We start from the raw sequence: 19,358 nt of genomic DNA on the forward strand, positions 1-19,358 counted from the left end.
TGTTATTGCGCATACGTTTCCCTTGGCGTCGACATCAAGAATGGTGTTTTCATCCAGATCCTTGGATTCCGCGATGTTGTTGTCACGGAACTCTATATACAGGGTGTCAGTATCTTCAAAGTAGCTGACTTTCATGATTTATACCCCCTATCAAAAAACGCATTGTAGTCCGCTAAATGGGGACTGCCTCAGCCGCTCTCGGCCAGGAACCGTGCCCGGTCCTCGGGGGTATTGATGTTGAGAAAGGTCTCCGGGGCGTCGGAGAAGTCGACGTTGACGGTGTGATGTTTGGCGTACCACCAGTCGATCTTGCGCTCGCCGGCCTGCAGGTAGGCCTCCAGGCTCGGTTGCAGGTGGGTGGCGATGAGGGCGTAGACCGGTTGCATGCGGTGGCCATCGTGGGCTACGGCGATGTCGGCGCCGGCGGCCTGTTGCGCCTGGCGCAGGCGTTCCACCAGGTTGTCCGGCAGGCAGGGGCCGTCGCAGGGGAGGGTGACGATGAAGTCGCTGTCGATCTGTTGCATGACGGCGAGGAAGCCGGCCAGCGGGCCCTGGAAGTCGCTCAGGGTGTCGCTGATCACCGGGTGGCCGAAGGCGGCGTAGCGTTCCAGGTTGCGGTTGGCGTTGATCACCACCTGGGCCACTTGGGGGCGGATGCGCTCCAGCACATGTTCAATCAAAGGCCGGCCGTCCAGGTCGATCAGCCCCTTGTCTTCTCCGCCCATGCGCCGGGCCTTGCCGCCGGCGAGGATCACGGCGGTGATTTTCGGTTCGCTCATGCCTTTCTGCTCCCGGGTGTCCGCTTCGGGGGTTGATCGTAGACGAACTGTTCCTGACCGTGGTAGAGCAGGAAGTGCTGACCCTTGGCGCGGGCCACCAGGGTGACGCCGAGGCGCTGGGCCAGTTCCAGGCCCATCTGGGTAACACCGGAGCGGGAGAGCAGGATGGGGATGCCCATCTGCGCCACCTTGATCACCATCTCCGAGGTGAGCCGGCCGGTGGTGTAGAAGATCTTGTCGTGGCCGGCGGTCTCGTTCATCCACATGTGACCGGCGATGGTGTCGACGGCGTTGTGGCGGCCCACCTCCTCGACGAAATGGAGGATCTCGGTGCCCCGGCAGAGGGCGCAGCCGTGCACGGCGCCGGCGCGCCGGTAGATCTGGTTATGCTGGTCCAGGGCCTTGAGCAAACCATAGACGAGCGACTGCCGGAGTTCGGTTTTCGGCAGGGTGATCTTCTCCAGATCCTCCATCAGGTCGCCGAACATCGTGCCTTGGCCGCAACCGGTGGTGACGGTCTTGCGGCCAAGGCGGGCCTCGAGATCGGGGATCTCCTCGTGGGTCTGGATGGCGGCGGCCTCGGTCTCCCAGTCCACCTGGATGGCGGCGATCTGCTCGATCCGCTGCACCAGCCGCTGGTTGCGCAGCCAGCCGAGCACCAGCATCTCGGGCTGGGAGCCGAGGGTCATCAGGGTGACCAGCTCGCGCTTGTTGAGGTACAGGGTGAGGGCGCGCTCGGCCGCCACGTGACCCTCGCGCGGCTCGCCGTACTCGTCCAGCGAGGTGACCGCCAGAGTGGAGTCGAGGCCGGCATCGCTCAGGATCAGATGGGCGGATGGGGTGGCGTGTGTTGATTCGACGTTCATGAAGCTCGGTGTCCTGGAGTTAGGGCCTGTCAATAAATAACTACTACGTCTTGCTGGTCTTTTCGTCCGCCTTCGGCGTTACGGCAAGACTTACATAGAACTACTATGCGCGCCTTGCCGTGCCTTGAAGGCAAACAAAAATCCGGCGCAATACACAGCAGTTATTTCTTTCCAGGCCCTTATCTATCTGCCCGGCCGGGATCGACGGCATTATGCCACAGATCCGTTTTGTTCCGGTCATGACGAGTGACCGGCTACAGATAATTTTAGCCCACCCGGTTAAGGCTTAATCCGGATACTTAACAGGGTGGTTTTTAAAGTATTGCGGCAGCATAACCGTATGGTCTGGTTAAACAACCAACTCTTTTATCCTGTCATAATGGATACAGGATATAATTCCACCACGAGGCCAATTCTAGCTGGAGTATCAAAATGGCTCTGATCATTACCGATGAATGCATCAACTGCGATGTCTGCGAACCCGAATGCCCCAATGGCGCCATCAGCCAGGGGGATGAGATCTACGTGATCGATCCTAATCTCTGCACCGAGTGTGTCGGCCATTATGATGAACCCCAGTGCGTCGAGGTTTGCCCCGTGGACTGCATCCCCAAAGATCCCGATCATGTAGAGAGCAAAGAGGAGTTGATGGAGAAGTATAATCGGATCACCGGCTAACCGGCGGCGCATCGGATAGTCCGCCATGACGCGTCCGCGCCCTTTTCCCTGGCTGTTCCTGCTGCTCCTGTTCCTGCTGCCCGGGTTGCCGGCGGCCCAGGGGCAGGGGGCGATCGCCTCGGCCCATCCCCTGGCCACCGAAGCGGGACTCGACATCCTGTCCGGGGGCGGCAACGCCTTCGACGCCGCCGTCACGGTGGCGGCGGTGCTGGCAGTGGTGGAGCCCTACAGCTCCGGCATGGGGGGCGGCGGTTTCTGGCTGCTGCACCGGGCCAGTGACGGTTACGAGGTGATGCTGGATGGCCGCGAGCGGGCACCGCTGGCGGCGCATCGCGATCTCTATCTCGATGACTCGGGCGAGGTGGTCCCCGGCCTGTCGGTGAACGGACCGCTGTCGGCGGGGATTCCCGGACAACCGGCGGCGCTGGCCCATCTGGCCGCCCGCTACGGCCGTCTGCCGCTGGCCCAAACCCTGGCACCGGCGATCCGCCTGGCCCGGGAGGGTTTCCCGGTGGATGCCCATTACCGGCGCATGGCGGAATGGCGCCTGGAGCAGCTGCGCCGCTGGCCGGCCGCTAGCGCCCAGTTCCTGGCGGCGGGGGAGGTGCCCCTGCCAGGCGCCATCATCAAACAGCCCGACCTGGCCGAGACCCTGGAACGGCTGGCGGAGCAGGGACGCGACGGCTTCTATCGCGGGACGCTGGCGGAGCGGCTGGTGGCCGGCGTGCAGGCCGCCGGCGGTATCTGGAAGGCGCAGGACCTGGCTGACTACCAGGTGGTGGAACGGAAACCGGTGCGCGGTGAATATCGCGGCATGAAGATCACCAGCGCGGCGCCGCCCTCGTCCGGCGGTATCGTGCTCATCAGCATGCTCAACCAGCTGGCCCGTTTCGACCTGGAGAGCTACTCCCCGCTGCAGCGCAAGCACCTGCTGGTGGAGGTGATGCGCCGCGCCTATCGGGACCGGGCCGAGTACCTGGGTGACCCCGATTTTGTCGACATGCCGGTGGTGCGGCTGATCGACCCCGATTACGCGGCCGGGCTGGTGCGGGATATCCAGCTGGATGCCGCCACCCCCAGCCGCCACACCCCGGCCGGAGAGCATGGCGAGGGGCAGGACACCACCCACTACTCGATCATCGATGCCGAGGGCAACCGGGTCTCCGCCACCCTCAGCATCAATTACCCGTTCGGCTCCTGCTTCGTGGCCCCCGGCACCGGCGTGCTGCTGAACGACGAGATGGATGACTTTTCCGCCCGCCCCGGCACACCCAATGTCTATGGCCTGGTGGGGGGCGAGGCCAACGCCATAGCCCCGGGCAAACGCATGCTCTCCAGCATGACCCCCACCTTCGTCGAGACCGGGCGGGGCGTGGCGGTCTTGGGCACCCCCGGCGGCAGCCGCATCATCAGCATGCTGCTGCACGGCGTCCTGGCGATGGCCGAGGGCGAAGGTCCCGGGGAGTGGGTCGGCCGCCCGCGCTATCACCACCAGTACCTGCCCGATGCGATCCAGTTTGAACCCGGGGCGCTGAGTGCCGGTGAACAGCAGCAACTGCAGGCCCTGGGGCACCGCCTGGAGCCGCTGGACTCCACCTACGGCAATATGCAGGCCTTGTATCGGGAGCGCGGAACCGGGCGCCTGAGCGGCGCCAGTGACCCGCGCGGCATGGGCAGTGCCCGGGTGGAGTGACCGGGACGTCCCTGATGACTTTGGGTTGATAATTCCGGCATATCCGGGTTCAATGCCCGGTCAGACCCGGGCGTCGTCGCTACGCCGTCCGCCCCGTGGTGGTAACAGTCACAGTATCAGGAGAGCGTTTTATGCAATTCAGTCCTTGCAAGGGTGGAGATTTCTGCAGTCAGGAGGGTACCCACTGCTCCGGTTGTGGCCGCAGCCACGAAGAGATCGCCAAGACCCGTGACCTGGTGTTTGCCGTCACCCGTTTCGCCATCGAGATGGGCTATGAGAACGTCGAGGATTTCACCACCTTTGTCGGCGACAAGGCCGCCAAGAACGTGCGCAAACAGCAGCAGTTGAGCCAGCCGGGCGGTATCGGTATCCCGATCGGCAAGTGACATCGCCCCGGTCTTGACCGGAGGGTGAATATTAGCCGCGAATGCACGCGAGAAGTGGTGCAGGAGGAGTGGTACAGGGATGTACCGTTTACGGAGCCGAGGTTGCAATGCACCGTTTACGGACCTAAGGATGGAATAAACGCAAATCAAGTCGTTGAGGCTTTTTACTGATGCCAAATTGTAGGGTGCCGGTGAGGTACGAACCGCACCATCCTGGATATGAAGCATCCTCCATGATGCGGTTCGTTTTACTCACCGCATCCTACGTTTCCAACGATTCACAATATCGTCATTCGCGTTCATTCACGTTCATTCGCGGCTAAATACAAATCCCACTCACCGCTGGCAGCGATCGCAGAAGAAACTGGAACGCTGGCCGATGCGCTGCTGCCTGACCGGCGTTCCGCAGCCCGGGCAGGGCGCCCCCGCCCGGCCGTAGACCTGCAGCTCCTGGGCGAAATAGCCGGGCTTGCCATCCTCCTGCTGGAAATCCCGCAGGGTGGTGCCGCCCCGGGCGATGGCCGCGGCAAGCACCTCTTTTATCTCCCCGCTGAGCCGGGCGTAGCGGGCGGCCGAGATTCGGTTGGCGGCACGGGTCGGCAATATGCCGGCCCGGTACAGCGCCTCGTTGGCATAGATATTCCCCACCCCTACTACCACCCGGCCGTCCATGATCAGGCTCTTCACCGCCACCCGGCGCTTTTGTGCCTGGCGGTGCAGGTAGTCGCCATCGAACGCCTCAGAGAGGGGTTCCGGCCCCAGATGGGCAAGCAGCGGATGCTCCGCCACCGGCCGGTCGGTCCAGAGCACGGCACCAAAACGGCGCGGGTCGCGCAGCCGCAGGCAGCAGTCGCGGAACCGCAGGTCGAAGTGGTCATGCTTGCCCGGTTCGCTGTCGCGCGGCAGGATGCGCAGGCTGCCGGACATGCCCAGATGCAGGATCAGGGTGCCGTTGGCGAGGTTGAGCAGCAGGTACTTGGCGCGCCGCTCCACCGAGCGCACGGTGCGGCCGGTCACCAGTCCGGCCAGGTTGTCCGCCACCGGCCAGCGCAGGTTGGGCTGGCGCACCGCCACGCCGCTGATCCGCCGCCCCTGGATATGCGGGGCGATGCCGCTGCGGGTGGTCTCGACCTCGGGTAGTTCAGGCATTTTATTCGCCTATTCCCGGTGGCCTGAGCCCCGGTGACCTGAGCAGGGCGTCGCTGTTCAGCCCATAGGCCAGCCCCAGCGCCCGGTTGACCAGCAGGGTCTGGGATTTCTGCCGGATCACCTCCAGTAGCAGCGGCTCCGCCTGGTCCGCGAGGCGTACGCTCACGGTCGCATCACCCGGTGTGGTGGGCGCCTTGATCACCCGGGCCACCCAGGTGTGCTGCCAGGCGGTCGCCTTGTCCCGCAGCTGGTCGTGCTCCAGCGCCGGATTGGCGGGCTCCAGGTGCCAGTCGCCCTGGTCGTTGTAGAGGCGCCAGTCGGGGGTGCTGATCTCGCGGATCTCCGTGCCCTCGGCGAACAGGGCGTGGCTGATGAACTCCTCGGCGCGGGCCAGGGCGTGGTGCGGGAAGATGTCGTTGGTCAGGTAGAGCCGGTCATCGATACGCAGGTAGCGGCGGTAGTTGTAGGGGTGGGTGCCGCCGAAGGTGATACGGGTCTGGTTGAAGGTGAGTTCGGCCAGCGGCCGGTCCAGACCGAACTCGGTTAGCCGCTCCGCCGGCAGGGGGAAGGATTCGACCTGCGGGGTGGAGAGCAGATCCAGCAGGATATCAATGCGCGGCGTGTTGGCGGGCACCCGGTAGGGCTCGGTCATCCGCCACTCCCGGCCCTCCCGTTGCAGGACGAACCGGGGGCCATTGTTGTTGCGGATCTCGATCCGCTGGATGGCCGCCGGGTCGAGCCGGGTGAGCGGCTCGCTCGGCGCACCGGTTGGTTGTTCCGGGGTGAGCCAGACCCACAGGCCCAACAGCAGCACCAGCAGTAACAGGAACAGATTGACCAGGGGCTGTTTGCGCATACGCGGCTTCTCCGTCATGCCCTGCGGCGCCGCCACCAGATGAACAGGCCGGTGGCAATCAGCAGTAGCGGTAGTATAAACAGAAAGCCGAGCCCGATCGCGGCCCCGGCGGTGCGGCTCAGCTCGAGTCGGGTATCGGGGGCGGTCCTGGCCGGTATGTCCAGCAGATTGTCATCCCCGCTGAGCCAGCGGATCAGATTCAGTCCCAGGTCGAGGTTGCCGCCGTTGCCCAGGTAGCTGTTGGAGAGAAAATCGCCGTCGCCCAGCACCATCAGCCGCTGTGATGTTCCTTCCAACTGACGGCTGAAGGCGTAACCCAGGGTCAGGGGGCCGGGCTCCTCGCCCAGCGCCGCATCACGCCGCAGTTCGCCGCTCAGGGTGCTGGTCTCGTTCCAGCTGCCCGGCTGGGTCTGTAACAGGGGAGTGGCCTGCCAGCCGTCAGCCGGACTGGCCTTGAGGGCGGCGGCGAAGGGGTAGAGCGTCACCCGCTCCAGGCGCTGCGTGGCGGGGTGGTCGGGAAACCGGGTCACCAGGGCGATGGCGGGATTGTCCAGGCCGAGGCCGGCGGCGTTGGCATCCACCACCGTGCCCGGCAGGATCTCCAGGCCGAGCTCCGGGAACAGCTCCGGCAGTCCATGTTGCGGGCCGGGATCGGTCAGCCACAACAGGTTACCGCCGCGGCCGAGGTAATCGGTGATCACCTGCCGCTCCGCCGGCAGCAGGTCGACCTGGGGGCCGGCCAGCACCAGCAGCGCGATATTGCGCGGGATCAGCGGCTGCTCGCTCAGCTGCAGCGCCTGGATCCGATAGCCCTTGCGCTGCAGTTCGGCGCTGAACTCCCCCAGGTCGTGGTTGGCCTTGCCGTTGAGCCGGCGTTCGCCATGCCCCTCGATGCCGGCGATCCAGCGCTGGCCTCGCTGGATCAGCCGCTGGATGCTGTTGCTGATCTGCTGCTCGGTCAGGGTGTCCAGGTTCTCATTGCGCCCCTGGTAACTGAGTTGCAGCTCACCGGCGCGGCGGATTCCGGTCTCGCGGGTCAGTTCGGGCTGCAGCGCCGGGTCGATGAATTCCAGCGTGATGTCGGGGCGGTGTCGCTGATAGGGTTCGATGACGGCGCGGATCTGTTGCCGCAGCTGCGGATTGGCCGGGGCAAAGGAGCGGATCAGCAGCGGTGCTTCCAGTCGCTCCAATAGTTGCCGACTGGCGCCGGTGAGGCTGTTTCGGGCCCGGTCGCTCCAGTCGTACACGCCCTGGTAGCGCTGGCTGAGCCAGCCGGCCAGGCCGATGGCGAGGAGCAGCAACAGATAGAAGAGCAGGCCCTCCAGGCGCCGCCGGAAACGGTGTTGTCTGGTGGCGGACAATTCAGCCCCCACGGCGTCGACTCTCCAGGTGGTGAATGGCCATCAGCAGACTGGCGATGATCAGCAGCAGGAAGTAGGCCAGGTCGCCGCTGCGCACCACACCGTCGAGAAAGGGCCGGTAGTGGCTGGTCAGGGAGAGCCACTCGAACAGGCCGCTGCGATCGTCGGAACCCGACAGGTTGACGATCCAGAGAAACAGCAGCAGCCCGTAGCTGCTGATGGCGGCCACCGCCGGTTGCTCGGTCAGGCTGGAGAGAAACAGGCCGATGGCGCTGTAGCAGGCCAGCAGCAGTCCCATTCCCAGCAGGGTGGCGGCCAGACGGCCCAGGTCCGGGGTACCGCCCAGCAGCAGCGACAGCGGCAGCAGCGCGATCAGCAACAGCAGCAGCCCGAACACCCCCAGCATGGCCAGGTATTTGCCCAATACGATCTGGGCGGTGGAGATCGGCGCCGAGAAGAGCAGCCGGATGGTGCCGCTGCGCTGCTCTTCACTCAGCAGACGCATGGTCAGCAGCGGGGTCAGCAGCAGCAGGACCATGGCGCCGGAATCGAACAGCGGTGCGACCACCAGATCGGTGACCCCCAGCTCCGAGGCGCCGGCGACCAGCTGCGGTTGCAGCTGCATGAAGCTCTCGATCTGCACCAGGAACAGCCAGGCGAGGATGACCATGGCCACGCCCAGCAGGCTCCAGGCGAGTGGGGAGAGGAACAGGGCGCGCAGCTCCCGACCGGCCACGGCGCGGATCACTGGATCCGCTCCGCGAGTGTGGCTTGATCGAATGCGATCTGGCCGAGCGTGACCTGGCTGAAGATCCGTTCCAGGTCGTCCTGATCGCCGCGCAGTTCGCACAACCGCCCGCCCAGGCGCACGATCGCCTCGGCAATCTCCGCCGGGCCGTGGCTCCCGGCAAGGGTGAGGCGGAATTGCCGCGGATCCAGCGGTTCAACCGCGCTCACCCCCGGCAAATCGGCCAGCAAAGCGCCGTCGCCATCCGTCCCCAACGTCACCAGCAACCGGTTCTGCTGCCGTTGACTGACCGGTCCGGAATAGACCAGCCGGCCCTGGTGCAGGATCAGCACCCGATCGCAGAGCGATTGCACCTCGGGCAGGATATGGGTGGAGAGCAGCACGCCGCAGGCCTCCGCCAGGTCGCGGATCAGGCTGCGAATTTCCCGGACCTGGTTCGGGTCCAGGCCGCTGGTGGGTTCGTCGAGGATGATGATGCGCGGATTGTGGATGATCGTCTGGGCGATGCCGACCCGCTGCTGATAGCCCTTGGAGAGGTTGCCGATCACCCGCGAGCCCATCGGGCTCAGACCACAACGCGCCTTGGCCCGCGCCACGGCATGGTCACTGTCTGCCGCGCTGACCCGGTGTATCCGGGCGCAGAAGCGGAGGTATTCATCCACCCGCATCTCCGGGTAGAGTGGGGGGGTCTCAGGCAGATAGCCGAGGGCGCTTTTGGCCTGTATGGGGTCTTGCCGCAGATCGATACCGTCCAGCCGCACGCGGCCGCTGCTGGGTGCCAGCACGCCGCTGATGATCTGCATGGTGGTGGATTTTCCGGCGCCGTTGGGGCCGAGAAATCCCAGCACTTCGCCCGGCTGCAGCTCGAAGCTGAGATCCTCCACGGCGCAGTGATCACCATAGCGCCGGGAGAGATTTTCAATGTGGATTAATGCGGCCATTGGGCCAGCAAGGTACAGGAGATCGGGTCGTAAGATCAAGATGCCCCGGCATCGGTTGATGAAGTCGGGTACGGGCGTGCGGTGTGTAGCGCGGTAGGATGCGGTGAGTAACACGAACCGCATCAAATCTTTCCGCGGCTGATGCGGTTCGCAAGCGCACCAGCATCCTACAGTGCGATTGGGGTGAAGTACGACCCCAACGAGTCGGATCTTGGACCTAGGAGCCTGTCGGTCAAGCCCGACAGACTCCTGGGAAATAACTAGTGGGATACCTGCTCCGGTAGGCCGCCATCCTGGCAGACACAGCCGCCGGTCCAGCGGGCAAAGGTGTGCTCGGACGGGGGTTCAACTCCAATGTAATTGGCCGAGAGGGCGATAAACTCGGCGATGCGCTCCCGCTTCTGGCAATTGATGTTCTGATGTTCCATGACAAATCCTCCTGGATAATGATCTGCTGGTTAATACCATACTGATTTACTCGGTTATTATCAAGCCCACAGATTACGCTGGCATTGATAGTGTGCACGGCGTTGGTTTCCGTTTGATGACGCGAGTGGGTCAGTGGTTGCCGGTGAGGACCTTGAACCCGAGTCGCAATAACCCCTCGGGGCGCCGTGCGGGCGCGGGTTATGTCGACTCGGGGTTTGGGGAGTGTTGCCGCGCGTAGGGCGGGATAGCGTACTGTGCCAGAAGCTGGCCGAACTCCCTGGCGGGAACCGGTTTGCTGATCAGGTAGCCCTGGATGTTGTCGCAGCCGCAATGTTTGAGAAACGCCATCTGCGCCTCGCTCTCCACCCCCTCGGCGATCACCTCCAGTTTCAGGCTTTTGGCCATGGCGCCGATGGTCATGGCGATGGCGGCATCATCCTCTGACTGGGTAATGTTGCGGACGAAGGCGCGGTCGATCTTGAGCTTGTCGAACGGAAAACGCTGCAGATAGGAGAGTGATGAGTGACCGGTGCCGAAGTCATCCAGGGCCAGTCGCACACCCTGTCGCTTCAGGGTGCCGAGGGCCTCGATCATGCGCTCGGGATCCTCCATCATGGTGCTCTCGGTAATTTCGATTTCCAGCGAGGCGGGATTGATCGCGGTATCGCTGATGATGCGCCGGACTATATCCGCCATGTCCTGGCCTTCCAACTGGCGCACCGAGACATTCACCGCCACGATCAGCTCCGGGTAGCCGTTGCGCTGGAAATACTTCAGCTGCCGGCAGGCGGTTTCCAGCACCCATACGCCGATGGGCAGGATCAGCCCGGTCTCCTCGGCGAGGGGGATGAAGCGGTCGGGGCTGATCAGACCGCGTCGTGGATGGTGCCAGCGTAACAGCGCCTCCATGCCGGTGATCCGCTGGGTACGCTGATTGAACTGGGGCTGGTAATAGAGCTCCAGCTCATGGTCGCGCAGCGCGTTGCGCAAGTCGTTCTCCATCTCCATGCGCTGCTGAACCTGGTGGTTCAGCTCCTCGGTGAAGAACTGCAGCTTCTCACCGCCGCGGTTCTTCGCCTGGTACATGGCGGCGTCGGCATTGCTCAGCAGGTTGTCCAGCCGTTTGCCGTCCTGGGGCCAGAGTGCTACCCCGATGGCACAACTGACATGCAACAGGCGTTCACCGACCGTAATCGGCCGGCTGATTTTCTGGGTAATGCGGCGAGCGAAATCGGTCACCACGCCGGGCGACTCGATCTCGGTCAACAGGATGACGAATTCGTCACCGCCATAACGTGAGACGGTGTCGCTGGCACGGGCCAGCTTCGACAGCCGCTTGCCCACCTCCACCAGCACCTGATCGCCGGTTTCGTGGCCGAGGCTGTCGTTGATCAGCTTGAAGCGGTTCAGATCCAGCATCAGCAGGGCGATCTGTTTCGTCTGCCGCCTGGGGTGGCCGATCAGTTGGATAAAACGCTCGGCCAGCAGGCTGCGGTTGGGCAGGCCGGTCAGCTCGTCGTGATAGGCCAGGTAGTTGAGCCGCTCCTCCATCGCCTTGCGCTGGCTGATGTCGTGATGCATGCCGATAAAGTGGCTGATCTCGCCCAGCTTGTCCCTGACCGGCGAGATGCTCACCAGCTCCCAGAACAGTTCACCATTCTTCTTGCGGTTGAGCAGCTCGCCCTCCCAGATATCTCCACCTTTGATGGTCTGCCACAGGGCCTCGTAGACCGCCATCGGCGTCTGGCCGGAGGCGGTTTTGTTGTACTTGCGGCCAATCACCTCCTCCTGCCGGTAACCGGTAGTGAGTTCGAAGCGGTGATTGACATACTCGGTGACACCCTCGGCGTCGGTGATCACCAGGGAGCTGACGCTCTGCTCGATCGCCTGGTGCAGCTTGCGCAGCTCCTGTTCCACCAGTTCACGCTGCTCCCGGTCCGCCAGCAGGCTCAGGCGCATCGACTCGAAGCTCTGGCCCAGGCGGCCGAATTCATCCTGGGCATCGATCTTGAGCGGTTGTCTGAGGTTGCCCGACTCGATGGTCCTGGCGGCGTTCTCCAGCAGGTTCAGGGGGAACAGGATGCGCCGATAGGTGATCAGATAAGTGACGAAGAACAGCACCAGCACCAGCAGCACGGTGGCCATCAGGGCGACCACGGTCTGGTTGGCCTGCTGTTGAATGGCGGCGATATCCTGTCCGTTGTGGATGCTGGCGGCCTCGGCGATGGCGGTGATGGTATCGATGGCGCGCGAGGCCTCGGAAAACCACACCAGCTCGGTCACCGGGTAGGGCGTGCCATTGCGGCTGGCCTCCAGGACCTGGCTGCGGATTTTTTCATAGCTGCCCTTGAAAACCGCCTGATAACGGGCCAGGGCAACCTTGATTTCCGGGGTTTCCGGGTAGAAGGCCAGTATCTCGAAGCTCTTTTTTTCGCCGAACTCCAGCGCCTCCCGATATTGGATCAGGTGATGCAGTTCATCCATGCTGAGCGTTTTGTTCAATGCAATAGCCCGGCCGATATCGGCCCGTTCACGGCCGGCATACTCGGCCATGGTATAGAAGGCATCGCGCAGCATCTGCCCGTAATAGATGACATGGTCCACCTCTTGGGTCGGCGCCATGATGGCGCGCTGCAGCTTGGCGATATCTTCAATTTTCCCGGTCACCAGGCCAAACCAGCGCTGGGAAATCCGGGGATCCGTGTCCCCGAGAAACACCCGGTCCACCTCGCGGCGCAGTAGCTGCAGCTGATCGTAGAGCTGCCGTATGGCCGTGTAGGCGCGATCGAGCGGGGTCAAGCCTTCAGGGTCGTGATATTGCTGGAGAATCCGCGAGAACTCCCGGTATCTGTGGTCGGTGCGTTTGCGCTGGTCATTCAGGCGGATCAGCTGTTCCGCCTCCAGCGTGCCGGGCATGGCCAGAAGTGTAGAGGTGAGACCCCGTTCCACCGCCAGCTCGGTGGTCAGTTGCAGCGACCGGTCCGCCAATAGGTTGACCAGCCCCAGGTGGCTGGCGGATTCATGTTGGCGGATGACCCCGATACTGTTCCAGGCAATGGCGGAGACCGCGACCGCACAGAGCAGGCCCAGCACCATGAGCAGGAGCCGGCGGATCTTGATGTGGCAGATCAGATTCTGAAGCCAGGGCAACGTATCACCTTCGTTGTTTTGCGACGGCATCCCCGACGTGAAATAATGGGGCTACGCTGTGTTCAGCCTTTTAGTTATGTGGTATTGGCGAATCAGTGTGGCGGCCGCGATGCCTACTGGCTATTTGTCGGCGCCAACTGGTGATTCTTTAAAAAGTTTTTATCGAATCTACAGTAACCTCAGGGTGTTTGTGGTATTAACCCTCCATTTTACTTTTATAGAGACATTTCATGCAGATCAGCGATTTTAAGGCCGTCATCCTCGACTATGTCACCCGCGACCAGAGTGGCGAAATCATCGACAGCTCCGCCAACGACGGCTACCTGACCTATATCCACGGCACCGAGAGCCTGATACCGGCCCTGGAGCAGGCACTCGCCGGGCACCGGCAGGGCGATAAGCTGTCGGTCAGCATTCCCTGCGAAGAGGCTTATGGGGAGCGGGACGAAAGCCTGATCGAAGGGGTGCCGCGGGACAATTTTCCCGGCGTCGAGCAGATCACGGTGGGCATGCAGTTCCAGACCGAGATGGAGGAGGGGGTTCCCTTCCTGGTCACCGTGGTGGAAGTGGACGAAGCGACCGTCACCGTGGACGGAAACCATCCGATGGCCGGCAAGGACCTCAATTTCGACCTGGAGATCATTGAGGTGCGCGAAGCCAGCGCGGATGAGATCGAGCACGGCCATGTGCATCACGATGGCGACCACTGCCAGACCCACTGATCCGGGCGCGCGCGCATCATGCCCTACCGGATACCCGAACGGCTGGAGACGGAAAGGCTGATACTGCGCACCTTCCGGGAGGACGACTGGCGGGACCTGCACGCCTATTATTCCGACCCGGAATGCACCCGCTACACGGTGGGTAAGCCGCTCAGTGAAGGCGGAACCTGGCGCACCATGGCGGGCATGATGGGGCACTGGCTGCTGCGCGGTTACGGTCCCTATGCGGTGGAGGAGCGCGGCACGGGCCGGGTGATTGGCCCGGTGGGCCTCTGGTATCCGGTGGACTGGCCGGAGCCGGAGATCAAGTGGGCCCTGGCCCGGGACTGCTGGGGCCGGGGCTACGCGGTCGAGGCGGCCGTGGCCGTGCGGGAAATGGCCAAGGTATCGTTGCCGGGCCTCCATCTGATCAGCTTTATCCAGGCGGAAAACGGCGCCTCTATCGCCCTGGCGGAAAGGATGGGGGCGACCTTTGAGAAGGTCCTGCCGTTCCGCGGTGGGGAGTGGCGTCTCTATCGCCATCAACGGTGAAATATGGGGGGAGTGCGATGGCTGTCGAACCACGGGATATTATCGAATTCTGGTTCACCGAGCCGGTTTCACAGCACTGGTTCTCCGCCACGCCGGAGCTGGATCAGACCATCGCTGACCGCTTCCAGCCCCTCTGGGCGCGGGCGGCCGAGGGGCAACTGGATCACTGGATGACCAGCGCCGAAGGCTGCCTGGCGCTGGTGATCCTGCTGGATCAGTTTCCGCTGAACATGTTCCGCGGGCGGCCCGAGAGTTTCCAAACCGAGGCCCAGGCCCGGGAGATCGCCGGATTCGCCGTCAAACGCGGCTTCGATCAATCCCTGAACGGCGCCCGGCGCGCTTTCCTCTACATGCCGTACATGCACAGCGAGGAGCTGCGGGATCAGGAGACCTCCGTCGAACTCTTTGAGCAGGCCGGGCTGCAGGACAATCTCGCCTTTGCCCGGCACCACCGGGAGATCGTGCGCCGTTTCGGACGTTTTCCCCATCGCAATGCCATCCTCGGCCGTACCAGCCACCCGGAAGAGCTGGAATATCTCGTCTCGGATGGGGCCTTCACCGGCTGATATTCGCCGGTGCCCACGACGGGGCGCCCTATGACCGGTTTTCGGGGTAGGATGCTGGTGAGCTTGCGAACCGCATCATTTGCTCGCCACTGGACCGATGCGGTTCGTTTTACTCACCGTATCCTACGGGTTGTGGTTTTGCGGGTGGGTTAGGCCCGCCCTGCGCAGGAAGTGGGCGTTTGCATCGCTGACCCACCCTGAGAAACTTGCTATTCGTAGGTACAGAGGTAGGCGCTCTCCTCGGCCACCTTGAGCTGGAACTTCTCCCCTGCCGCGACGATGAAGCGGTCGCCCTGACGGAAGTCCTGCCAGTCGGCGGCACCGGGGAGCATCACCGTCAGGCCGCCGCTGACCACCGTGATGGTCTCCTTCTGGCTGGTGCCGAACTCGTACTCGCCCACGGCCATGACGCCGACGGTGGCGGGCAGGGTGGCGGTCTGAAAGGCGATGGAGGCAACGTTACCGTCAAAATACTGGTTGATCTTGAACATCGGGGTGACTCCCAAGGTTAAAAAAAGGCGCTAAAGGTGCCCCGGTTCAGGCCGGGCGTCAACTATTAATTCAGCGGGCAGGATGATATTGGCGGTGATCGATGAGCCCGCGCGCGAGCTCGGTAGTCATCCGCTCAGATCAGGAACAGGGTGGCCAGGCCGAGGAAGGAGAGGAAGCCGACGATATCGGTCACAGTGGTGAGCAGCACCGAGCCGGCCAGGGCCGGATCGATGCCGATTTTTTCCAGCGCCATCGGCAGCACCGTGCCGACCAGGGATGCCACGATCAGGTTGATGCACATGGCAGTGGCGATCAATAGTCCGATATTCACATCATGGAACCAGAAGCCGGCGATCACCGCTACCACCGCGGCCCAGATCAGGCTGTTGAGGCTGCCGACGGCGAGCTCCTTGAGAATCAGCCAGCGGGTGTTTTTGCTCGAGAGCTGACCCAGGGCGATGCCGCGTATGGTCAGGGTCAGGGTCTGGCTGCCGGCGATGCCGCCCATGCTGGCGACGATCGGCATCAGTACCGCCAGCGCCACCACTTTCTCTATCGTGGCCTCGAAATTGCCGATTACCCAGGAGGCTAGCAGGGCGGTTATCAGGTTGATGCCGAGCCACAGCGCCCGGCGCCGGGTGGAGATCAGCACCGGGGCGAACATATCCTCGTCCTCGGAGAGACCGGCATGGCCCATGAACTGGTGTTCGCCCTCTTCGCGGATCACGTCCACCACGTCGTCGATGGTGATGCGGCCGATCAGCCTGCCGTTGTCGTCCACCACCGGCGCGGAGATCAGGTCGTGCTGCTCGAAGCGGTTGGCCACCTTGCCGTCGTCCCAGCCGGCCGGGATACCGCGTACATCCAGCGACATCACCTCCGCCACCGTCTCGTCCAGGTCATGGGTCACCAGCACGGTGAGCGGCAGCACCCCCAGGTACTTGCCGTCCCGGTTGACCACCATCAGGATATCGGTCTGGGGCGGGATCTTGTCCCTGAGATGTCGCAGATAGCGCATCACCACGTCCAGGGTCACCTCGGGGCGCACGGTGATGGTGTCCGGGTTCATCAGGCCGCCGGCGGTATCTTCCGGATAGGGGAGGACCGCCTCCAGGCGCTCCCGGCGCTGGTGATCGAGGGAGTCGAGAATCTCCTGGGTAATGGCCTGCGGCAGTTCCTGGATCAGATCGGCGAGGTCGTCGGTATCCAGCCCCTCGGTGGCAGCCAGCAGCTCCTCCCGGTCCATGCGGCTGATCAGGTCCGCGCGCACCTCGTCGGCCACCAGGATCAGCACCTCACCGTCATTCTCCTCGCTGACCAACCCCCAGACGATATCGCGCTGGGCGAGTGGCAGCGACTCCAGCAAGTGGGCGATTTCCCCCGGATGGAGGGCGTTGAGCATCCGCCGCGCCTGTTGCAGGGTGCCACTCTCCAGGGCCGCGTGCAGCCGGTCCAGGCGGGTGCTGGTTTGTACGGGTGCCTGCTCAGACATGGCCGATAGAGTTCCTCGCCGGGTAAAGGGTAGGTGGTCGGGTCGCGGCCGATTCTAGCAGTTGCGGATGACAAGCGGGAGACAGATGACGCGAATAAAAGCTAACAGTCTTCCAATTTAATATTGCCGGGTAAAGCTGTTTCAGTTTCGTAGGGTGGATAAACGACAGCGCATGCCATCCTCAGGTCCGTAACCGGTACATTGCACCCTCGGTTCCGTTATCGGTACATCCCTGTACCACCCCTCATCGCGGCTATGGTGGATGCGCCTACCGGCTTATCCACCCTACATAAAGTGTTTTATCAACTCAAGTTTCGGAGTTCAAAAGGCATCGTTCAGGGCGGGCTATCCCCTTGCCGGGATCGTCGGAGGCATTCGTGCCGACGCCGAGGGCATATAGATACGTATTCACAGCGTGTCCCGGCAAGGGGGTGGCCCGCCCGGTGTCTGGAACTGAACTCCGAAACTTGAGTTATCAAATTGAAGTAGTGCTAGTTACAGATCTTCCTGAGCTGCAGCTCGAAATCGCGCTCGCCCAGTCGCTTCATCAGCTTGCGGGTTTGTCTGGCCAGTTTTGCCGCATCCAGTTGCAGCAGCAGCTCCTTGGCGATCAGCAGCGACCCGGGCTGCATGCTGAACTCCCGCAGCCCCATGCCGATCAGCAGGGGAATGTAGCGCGGGTCACCAGCCATCTCCCCGCACATGCTGACCGGGATGCCGGCCTGCTGGCCGGCCGTGATCACCATCTGGATCAGCCTCAGGATCGCCGGGTGCAGCGGATCGTAGAGGTAGTTCACCTCGTCGTCTACGCGGTCGATCGCCAGAGTATACTGGATCAGGTCGTTGGTACCGATGGAGAGGAAATCCAGCTCACGGCTGAAGGCGTCGGCGGCCAGGGCGGCGGCCGGCACCTCGATCATCCCGCCCAGGGGGATACCCTTGGCGAACGCCACGCCCTCGGCGCTCAGAGCCTCCTCGGCTTCGGCAATCAGCGTCTTCAGCTTCCGCACCTCATGGAGGGTGGAGAGCATCGGGATCATGATGCGTACCGGTCCGTGGACGGCGGCGCGCAGGATCGCCCGCAATTGGGGCTGGAACATCTTCGGTTCCTTCAGGCAGAGGCGGACGGCGCGCAGCCCGAGTGCCGGATTGCAGCTGGAGGTGGTGCAGCCGTCGACCTGCTTGTCGGCGCCTAGATCCAGGGTGCGAATGGTGATGGGAATGCCGTTGAGTCCTTCCACTACCTGGCGGTAGGTCTGGTAATGCTCCTCTTCATCCGGCATCTCCTGGCGGTTCATATAGAGAAACTCGGTACGGTAGAGGCCCACCGCATCGGCCTTGAGTTCACGGGTGGACTGGATATCCTCGGGCAGTTCGATATTGGCCATCAGCAGGACCGGAACCCCTTCACGGGTGGTGGCCGCCTTGCCGATCAGGCTGCGCAGCTGGGCATCCCGTCCCCACGCGGCGTCGATCCGCTCCTGATAGTGGGAGAGGATGGTCTGATCGGCCCCCGCAAGCACCACACCCTGCTCCCCATCCACCACCACCAGCTCGCCGTGGCGTAGCAGGCGGGTGATGCCGTGCACCCCGACCACCGCCGGAATGCCGAGGCTGCGGGCGAGGATCGCGGTATGCGACATGGGGCCGCCGAATTCGGTAATGAAGGCGGCGATACCCTGGTGGCGCATCACGATGGTGTCGGCCGGGTTGAGATCCAGGGCCAGGATCACCTTGCCGTCGAGATCCTCGTCGTTGTCGTCGTCCAGCTCCAGCAGGCTCACCTGGATCTGGTTCACCACATGTTCCACGTCATCCTTACGGGTCCGCAGGTAGGGATCGTCCATGGTGTCGAACACCTTTACCAGCGATTGGCGCTGCAGTTGCAGCGCCCATTCGGCGGCATAGGCGTGTTTGTGGATCAGCTCGATCGGTACCTCGACCAGGGCCGCGTCGTTCATCATCAGGAGATGGGTGTCGATGAAGGCGATGATATCCGAGCGGGTGTTTTCGGGGATCCGCTGGCGGATCTCCTTCAGGCGCGCCCGGGCGCCTTTGACCGCCAGCCGAAAGCGTTTGATCTCGGCCGGGATGCCGGCCTTGTCGATCAGGCGTGGGCTGATATCCAGCAGGCCACGCTGCATGATATGGGCCTCGCCGATGGCGATACCCCGGGTAATGCCGATGCCGTTGCCGGCGAAGGTCATTCGGGTTCTCCAAAGCGGTCGTTGATCAGCGCCTCAAGGGCATTGGCCGCCGCGACCTCATCCTCACCCTCGGTCATGAGTGTCAATTCGGTTCCCTGACTGGCCGCCAGCATCATCACCTCCATAATACTCTTTCCATTGGCCGGCCTGGCGTCGCGGATCAGCTGAATGGTGCAGCTGTACTGTCCCGCCTCGGTGATGAACTTGGCCGCCGCGCGGGCGTGCAGTCCCAGCCGATTGATGATGGTAATCTGTTTTTTGACCATAAATAGCCCATACCCCCTGCCATGGGAAACCAATATCGCACAATCC

20 protein-coding genes are annotated in these 19,358 nt (G+C 63.1%); 6 read left to right on the forward strand and 14 right to left on the reverse strand.

All coding sequences use genetic code 11. From position 1 onward, the window contains the following. The 3 genes from NPX02_RS17580 to NPX02_RS17590 form a co-directional block, all read right to left on the reverse strand. Window positions 1-135 (reverse strand): DUF2283 domain-containing protein (locus NPX02_RS17580; RefSeq protein WP_260295202.1); only part of this gene is annotated, 135 nt, incomplete at its 3' end. A gap of 53 nt (window positions 136-188) precedes the next feature. Next, window positions 189-779 carry a molybdenum cofactor guanylyltransferase MobA gene (mobA, locus tag NPX02_RS17585; RefSeq protein WP_260295141.1) on the reverse strand — a complete coding sequence of 197 codons (591 nt, stop codon included), beginning with the start codon at window positions 777-779 and terminating at the stop codon, window positions 189-191. Beyond that, on the reverse strand, window positions 776-1,645 hold the full coding sequence (locus NPX02_RS17590; protein ID WP_260295142.1) for a formate dehydrogenase accessory sulfurtransferase FdhD: 870 nt from the start codon (window positions 1,643-1,645) through the stop codon (window positions 776-778). Before NPX02_RS17590 ends, mobA begins: the two co-directional genes overlap by 4 nt. A 432-nt stretch (window positions 1,646-2,077) precedes the next feature. Between NPX02_RS17590 and NPX02_RS17595 the strand changes: the two genes are divergently transcribed. The 3 genes from NPX02_RS17595 to NPX02_RS17605 all read left to right on the forward strand — a co-directional run bounded on the left by NPX02_RS17595 (window position 2,078) and on the right by NPX02_RS17605 (window position 4,402). Then, entirely contained in the window at window positions 2,078-2,323 is a 246-nt protein-coding gene (locus tag NPX02_RS17595) for a YfhL family 4Fe-4S dicluster ferredoxin (RefSeq protein WP_260295143.1), read from the forward strand. Window positions 2,324-2,348: 25 nt separating this feature from the next. Continuing rightward, window positions 2,349-4,016, forward strand: coding sequence for a gamma-glutamyltransferase (gene ggt, locus NPX02_RS17600; protein ID WP_260295145.1), 1,668 nt, complete (start codon window positions 2,349-2,351; stop codon window positions 4,014-4,016). Between the two features lie 131 nt (window positions 4,017-4,147). Next, window positions 4,148-4,402 (forward strand): DUF1289 domain-containing protein, encoded by a 255-nt coding sequence (locus NPX02_RS17605; protein ID WP_260295146.1) that lies wholly within the window; start codon window positions 4,148-4,150, stop codon window positions 4,400-4,402. A 336-nt stretch (window positions 4,403-4,738) separates the two neighbouring features. Here NPX02_RS17605 and mutM read toward each other — a convergent pair whose 3' ends face one another. The 7 genes from mutM to NPX02_RS17640 form a co-directional block, all read right to left on the reverse strand. Continuing rightward, entirely contained in the window at window positions 4,739-5,551 is an 813-nt protein-coding gene (mutM, locus tag NPX02_RS17610) for a bifunctional DNA-formamidopyrimidine glycosylase/DNA-(apurinic or apyrimidinic site) lyase (RefSeq protein ID WP_260295148.1), read from the reverse strand. A 1-nt stretch (window position 5,552) separates the two neighbouring features. Further along, window positions 5,553-6,407, reverse strand: a complete 855-nt coding sequence (locus NPX02_RS17615) for a DUF4340 domain-containing protein (RefSeq protein WP_260295149.1) — start codon at window positions 6,405-6,407, stop codon at window positions 5,553-5,555. Between the two features lie 14 nt (window positions 6,408-6,421). Further along, window positions 6,422-7,780: a GldG family protein gene (locus tag NPX02_RS17620; RefSeq protein WP_260295150.1), complete on the reverse strand. Its 1,359-nt coding sequence runs from the start codon at window positions 7,778-7,780 to the stop codon at window positions 6,422-6,424. Then, window positions 7,770-8,516, reverse strand: a complete 747-nt coding sequence (locus NPX02_RS17625; protein WP_260295151.1) for an ABC transporter permease subunit — start codon at window positions 8,514-8,516, stop codon at window positions 7,770-7,772. The genes NPX02_RS17620 and NPX02_RS17625 overlap by 11 nt, the downstream gene beginning before the upstream one ends. After that, window positions 8,513-9,457: an ABC transporter ATP-binding protein gene (locus tag NPX02_RS17630; protein ID WP_260295152.1), complete on the reverse strand. Its 945-nt coding sequence runs from the start codon at window positions 9,455-9,457 to the stop codon at window positions 8,513-8,515. Before NPX02_RS17630 ends, NPX02_RS17625 begins: the two co-directional genes overlap by 4 nt. Window positions 9,458-9,717: 260 nt before the next feature. Continuing rightward, a complete protein-coding gene (locus NPX02_RS17635) occupies window positions 9,718-9,885 on the reverse strand; it encodes a hypothetical protein (protein WP_260295158.1) in 168 nt (55 codons plus the stop codon). 199 nt (window positions 9,886-10,084) lie between these two features. Continuing rightward, a complete protein-coding gene (locus tag NPX02_RS17640) occupies window positions 10,085-13,036 on the reverse strand; it encodes an EAL domain-containing protein (RefSeq protein WP_260295160.1) in 2,952 nt (983 codons plus the stop codon). Window positions 13,037-13,266: 230 nt separating this feature from the next. Here NPX02_RS17640 and NPX02_RS17645 point away from each other — a divergent pair, with 230 nt between their 5' ends. The 3 genes from NPX02_RS17645 to NPX02_RS17655 are packed head-to-tail and all read left to right on the forward strand — an operon-like array spanning window position 13,267 to window position 14,855. Further along, window positions 13,267-13,758, forward strand: coding sequence for an FKBP-type peptidyl-prolyl cis-trans isomerase (locus NPX02_RS17645; protein WP_260295161.1), 492 nt, complete (start codon window positions 13,267-13,269; stop codon window positions 13,756-13,758). 18 nt (window positions 13,759-13,776) lie between these two features. Beyond that, window positions 13,777-14,289, forward strand: coding sequence for a GNAT family N-acetyltransferase (locus tag NPX02_RS17650; protein WP_260295162.1), 513 nt, complete (start codon window positions 13,777-13,779; stop codon window positions 14,287-14,289). 17 nt (window positions 14,290-14,306) lie between these two features. After that, on the forward strand, window positions 14,307-14,855 hold the full coding sequence (locus NPX02_RS17655; RefSeq protein ID WP_260295163.1) for a DUF924 family protein: 549 nt from the start codon (window positions 14,307-14,309) through the stop codon (window positions 14,853-14,855). Window positions 14,856-15,064: 209 nt separating this feature from the next. Here NPX02_RS17655 and ppnP read toward each other — a convergent pair whose 3' ends face one another. The 4 genes from ppnP to NPX02_RS17675 form a co-directional block, all read right to left on the reverse strand. Then, window positions 15,065-15,346 (reverse strand): pyrimidine/purine nucleoside phosphorylase, encoded by a 282-nt coding sequence (gene ppnP, locus NPX02_RS17660; RefSeq protein ID WP_260295164.1) that lies wholly within the window; start codon window positions 15,344-15,346, stop codon window positions 15,065-15,067. Window positions 15,347-15,480: 134 nt separating this feature from the next. Beyond that, window positions 15,481-16,839 carry a magnesium transporter gene (gene mgtE / locus NPX02_RS17665; protein WP_260295166.1) on the reverse strand — a complete coding sequence of 453 codons (1,359 nt, stop codon included), beginning with the start codon at window positions 16,837-16,839 and terminating at the stop codon, window positions 15,481-15,483. A 491-nt stretch (window positions 16,840-17,330) separates the two neighbouring features. Continuing rightward, the gene (gene ptsP, locus NPX02_RS17670) at window positions 17,331-19,046 is read right to left on the reverse strand and encodes a phosphoenolpyruvate--protein phosphotransferase (RefSeq protein ID WP_260295168.1); all 1,716 of its coding nucleotides are present in this window, start codon (window positions 19,044-19,046) and stop codon (window positions 17,331-17,333) included. Continuing rightward, a complete protein-coding gene (locus NPX02_RS17675) occupies window positions 19,043-19,312 on the reverse strand; it encodes an HPr family phosphocarrier protein (RefSeq protein WP_260295170.1) in 270 nt (89 codons plus the stop codon). Before NPX02_RS17675 ends, ptsP begins: the two co-directional genes overlap by 4 nt. Between the last annotated feature and the right edge of the window lie 46 nt (window positions 19,313-19,358).

The organism is Sedimenticola hydrogenitrophicus (assembly GCF_025175675.1).
GTDB lineage: Bacteria > Pseudomonadota > Gammaproteobacteria > Chromatiales > Chromatiaceae > Sedimenticola > Sedimenticola hydrogenitrophicus.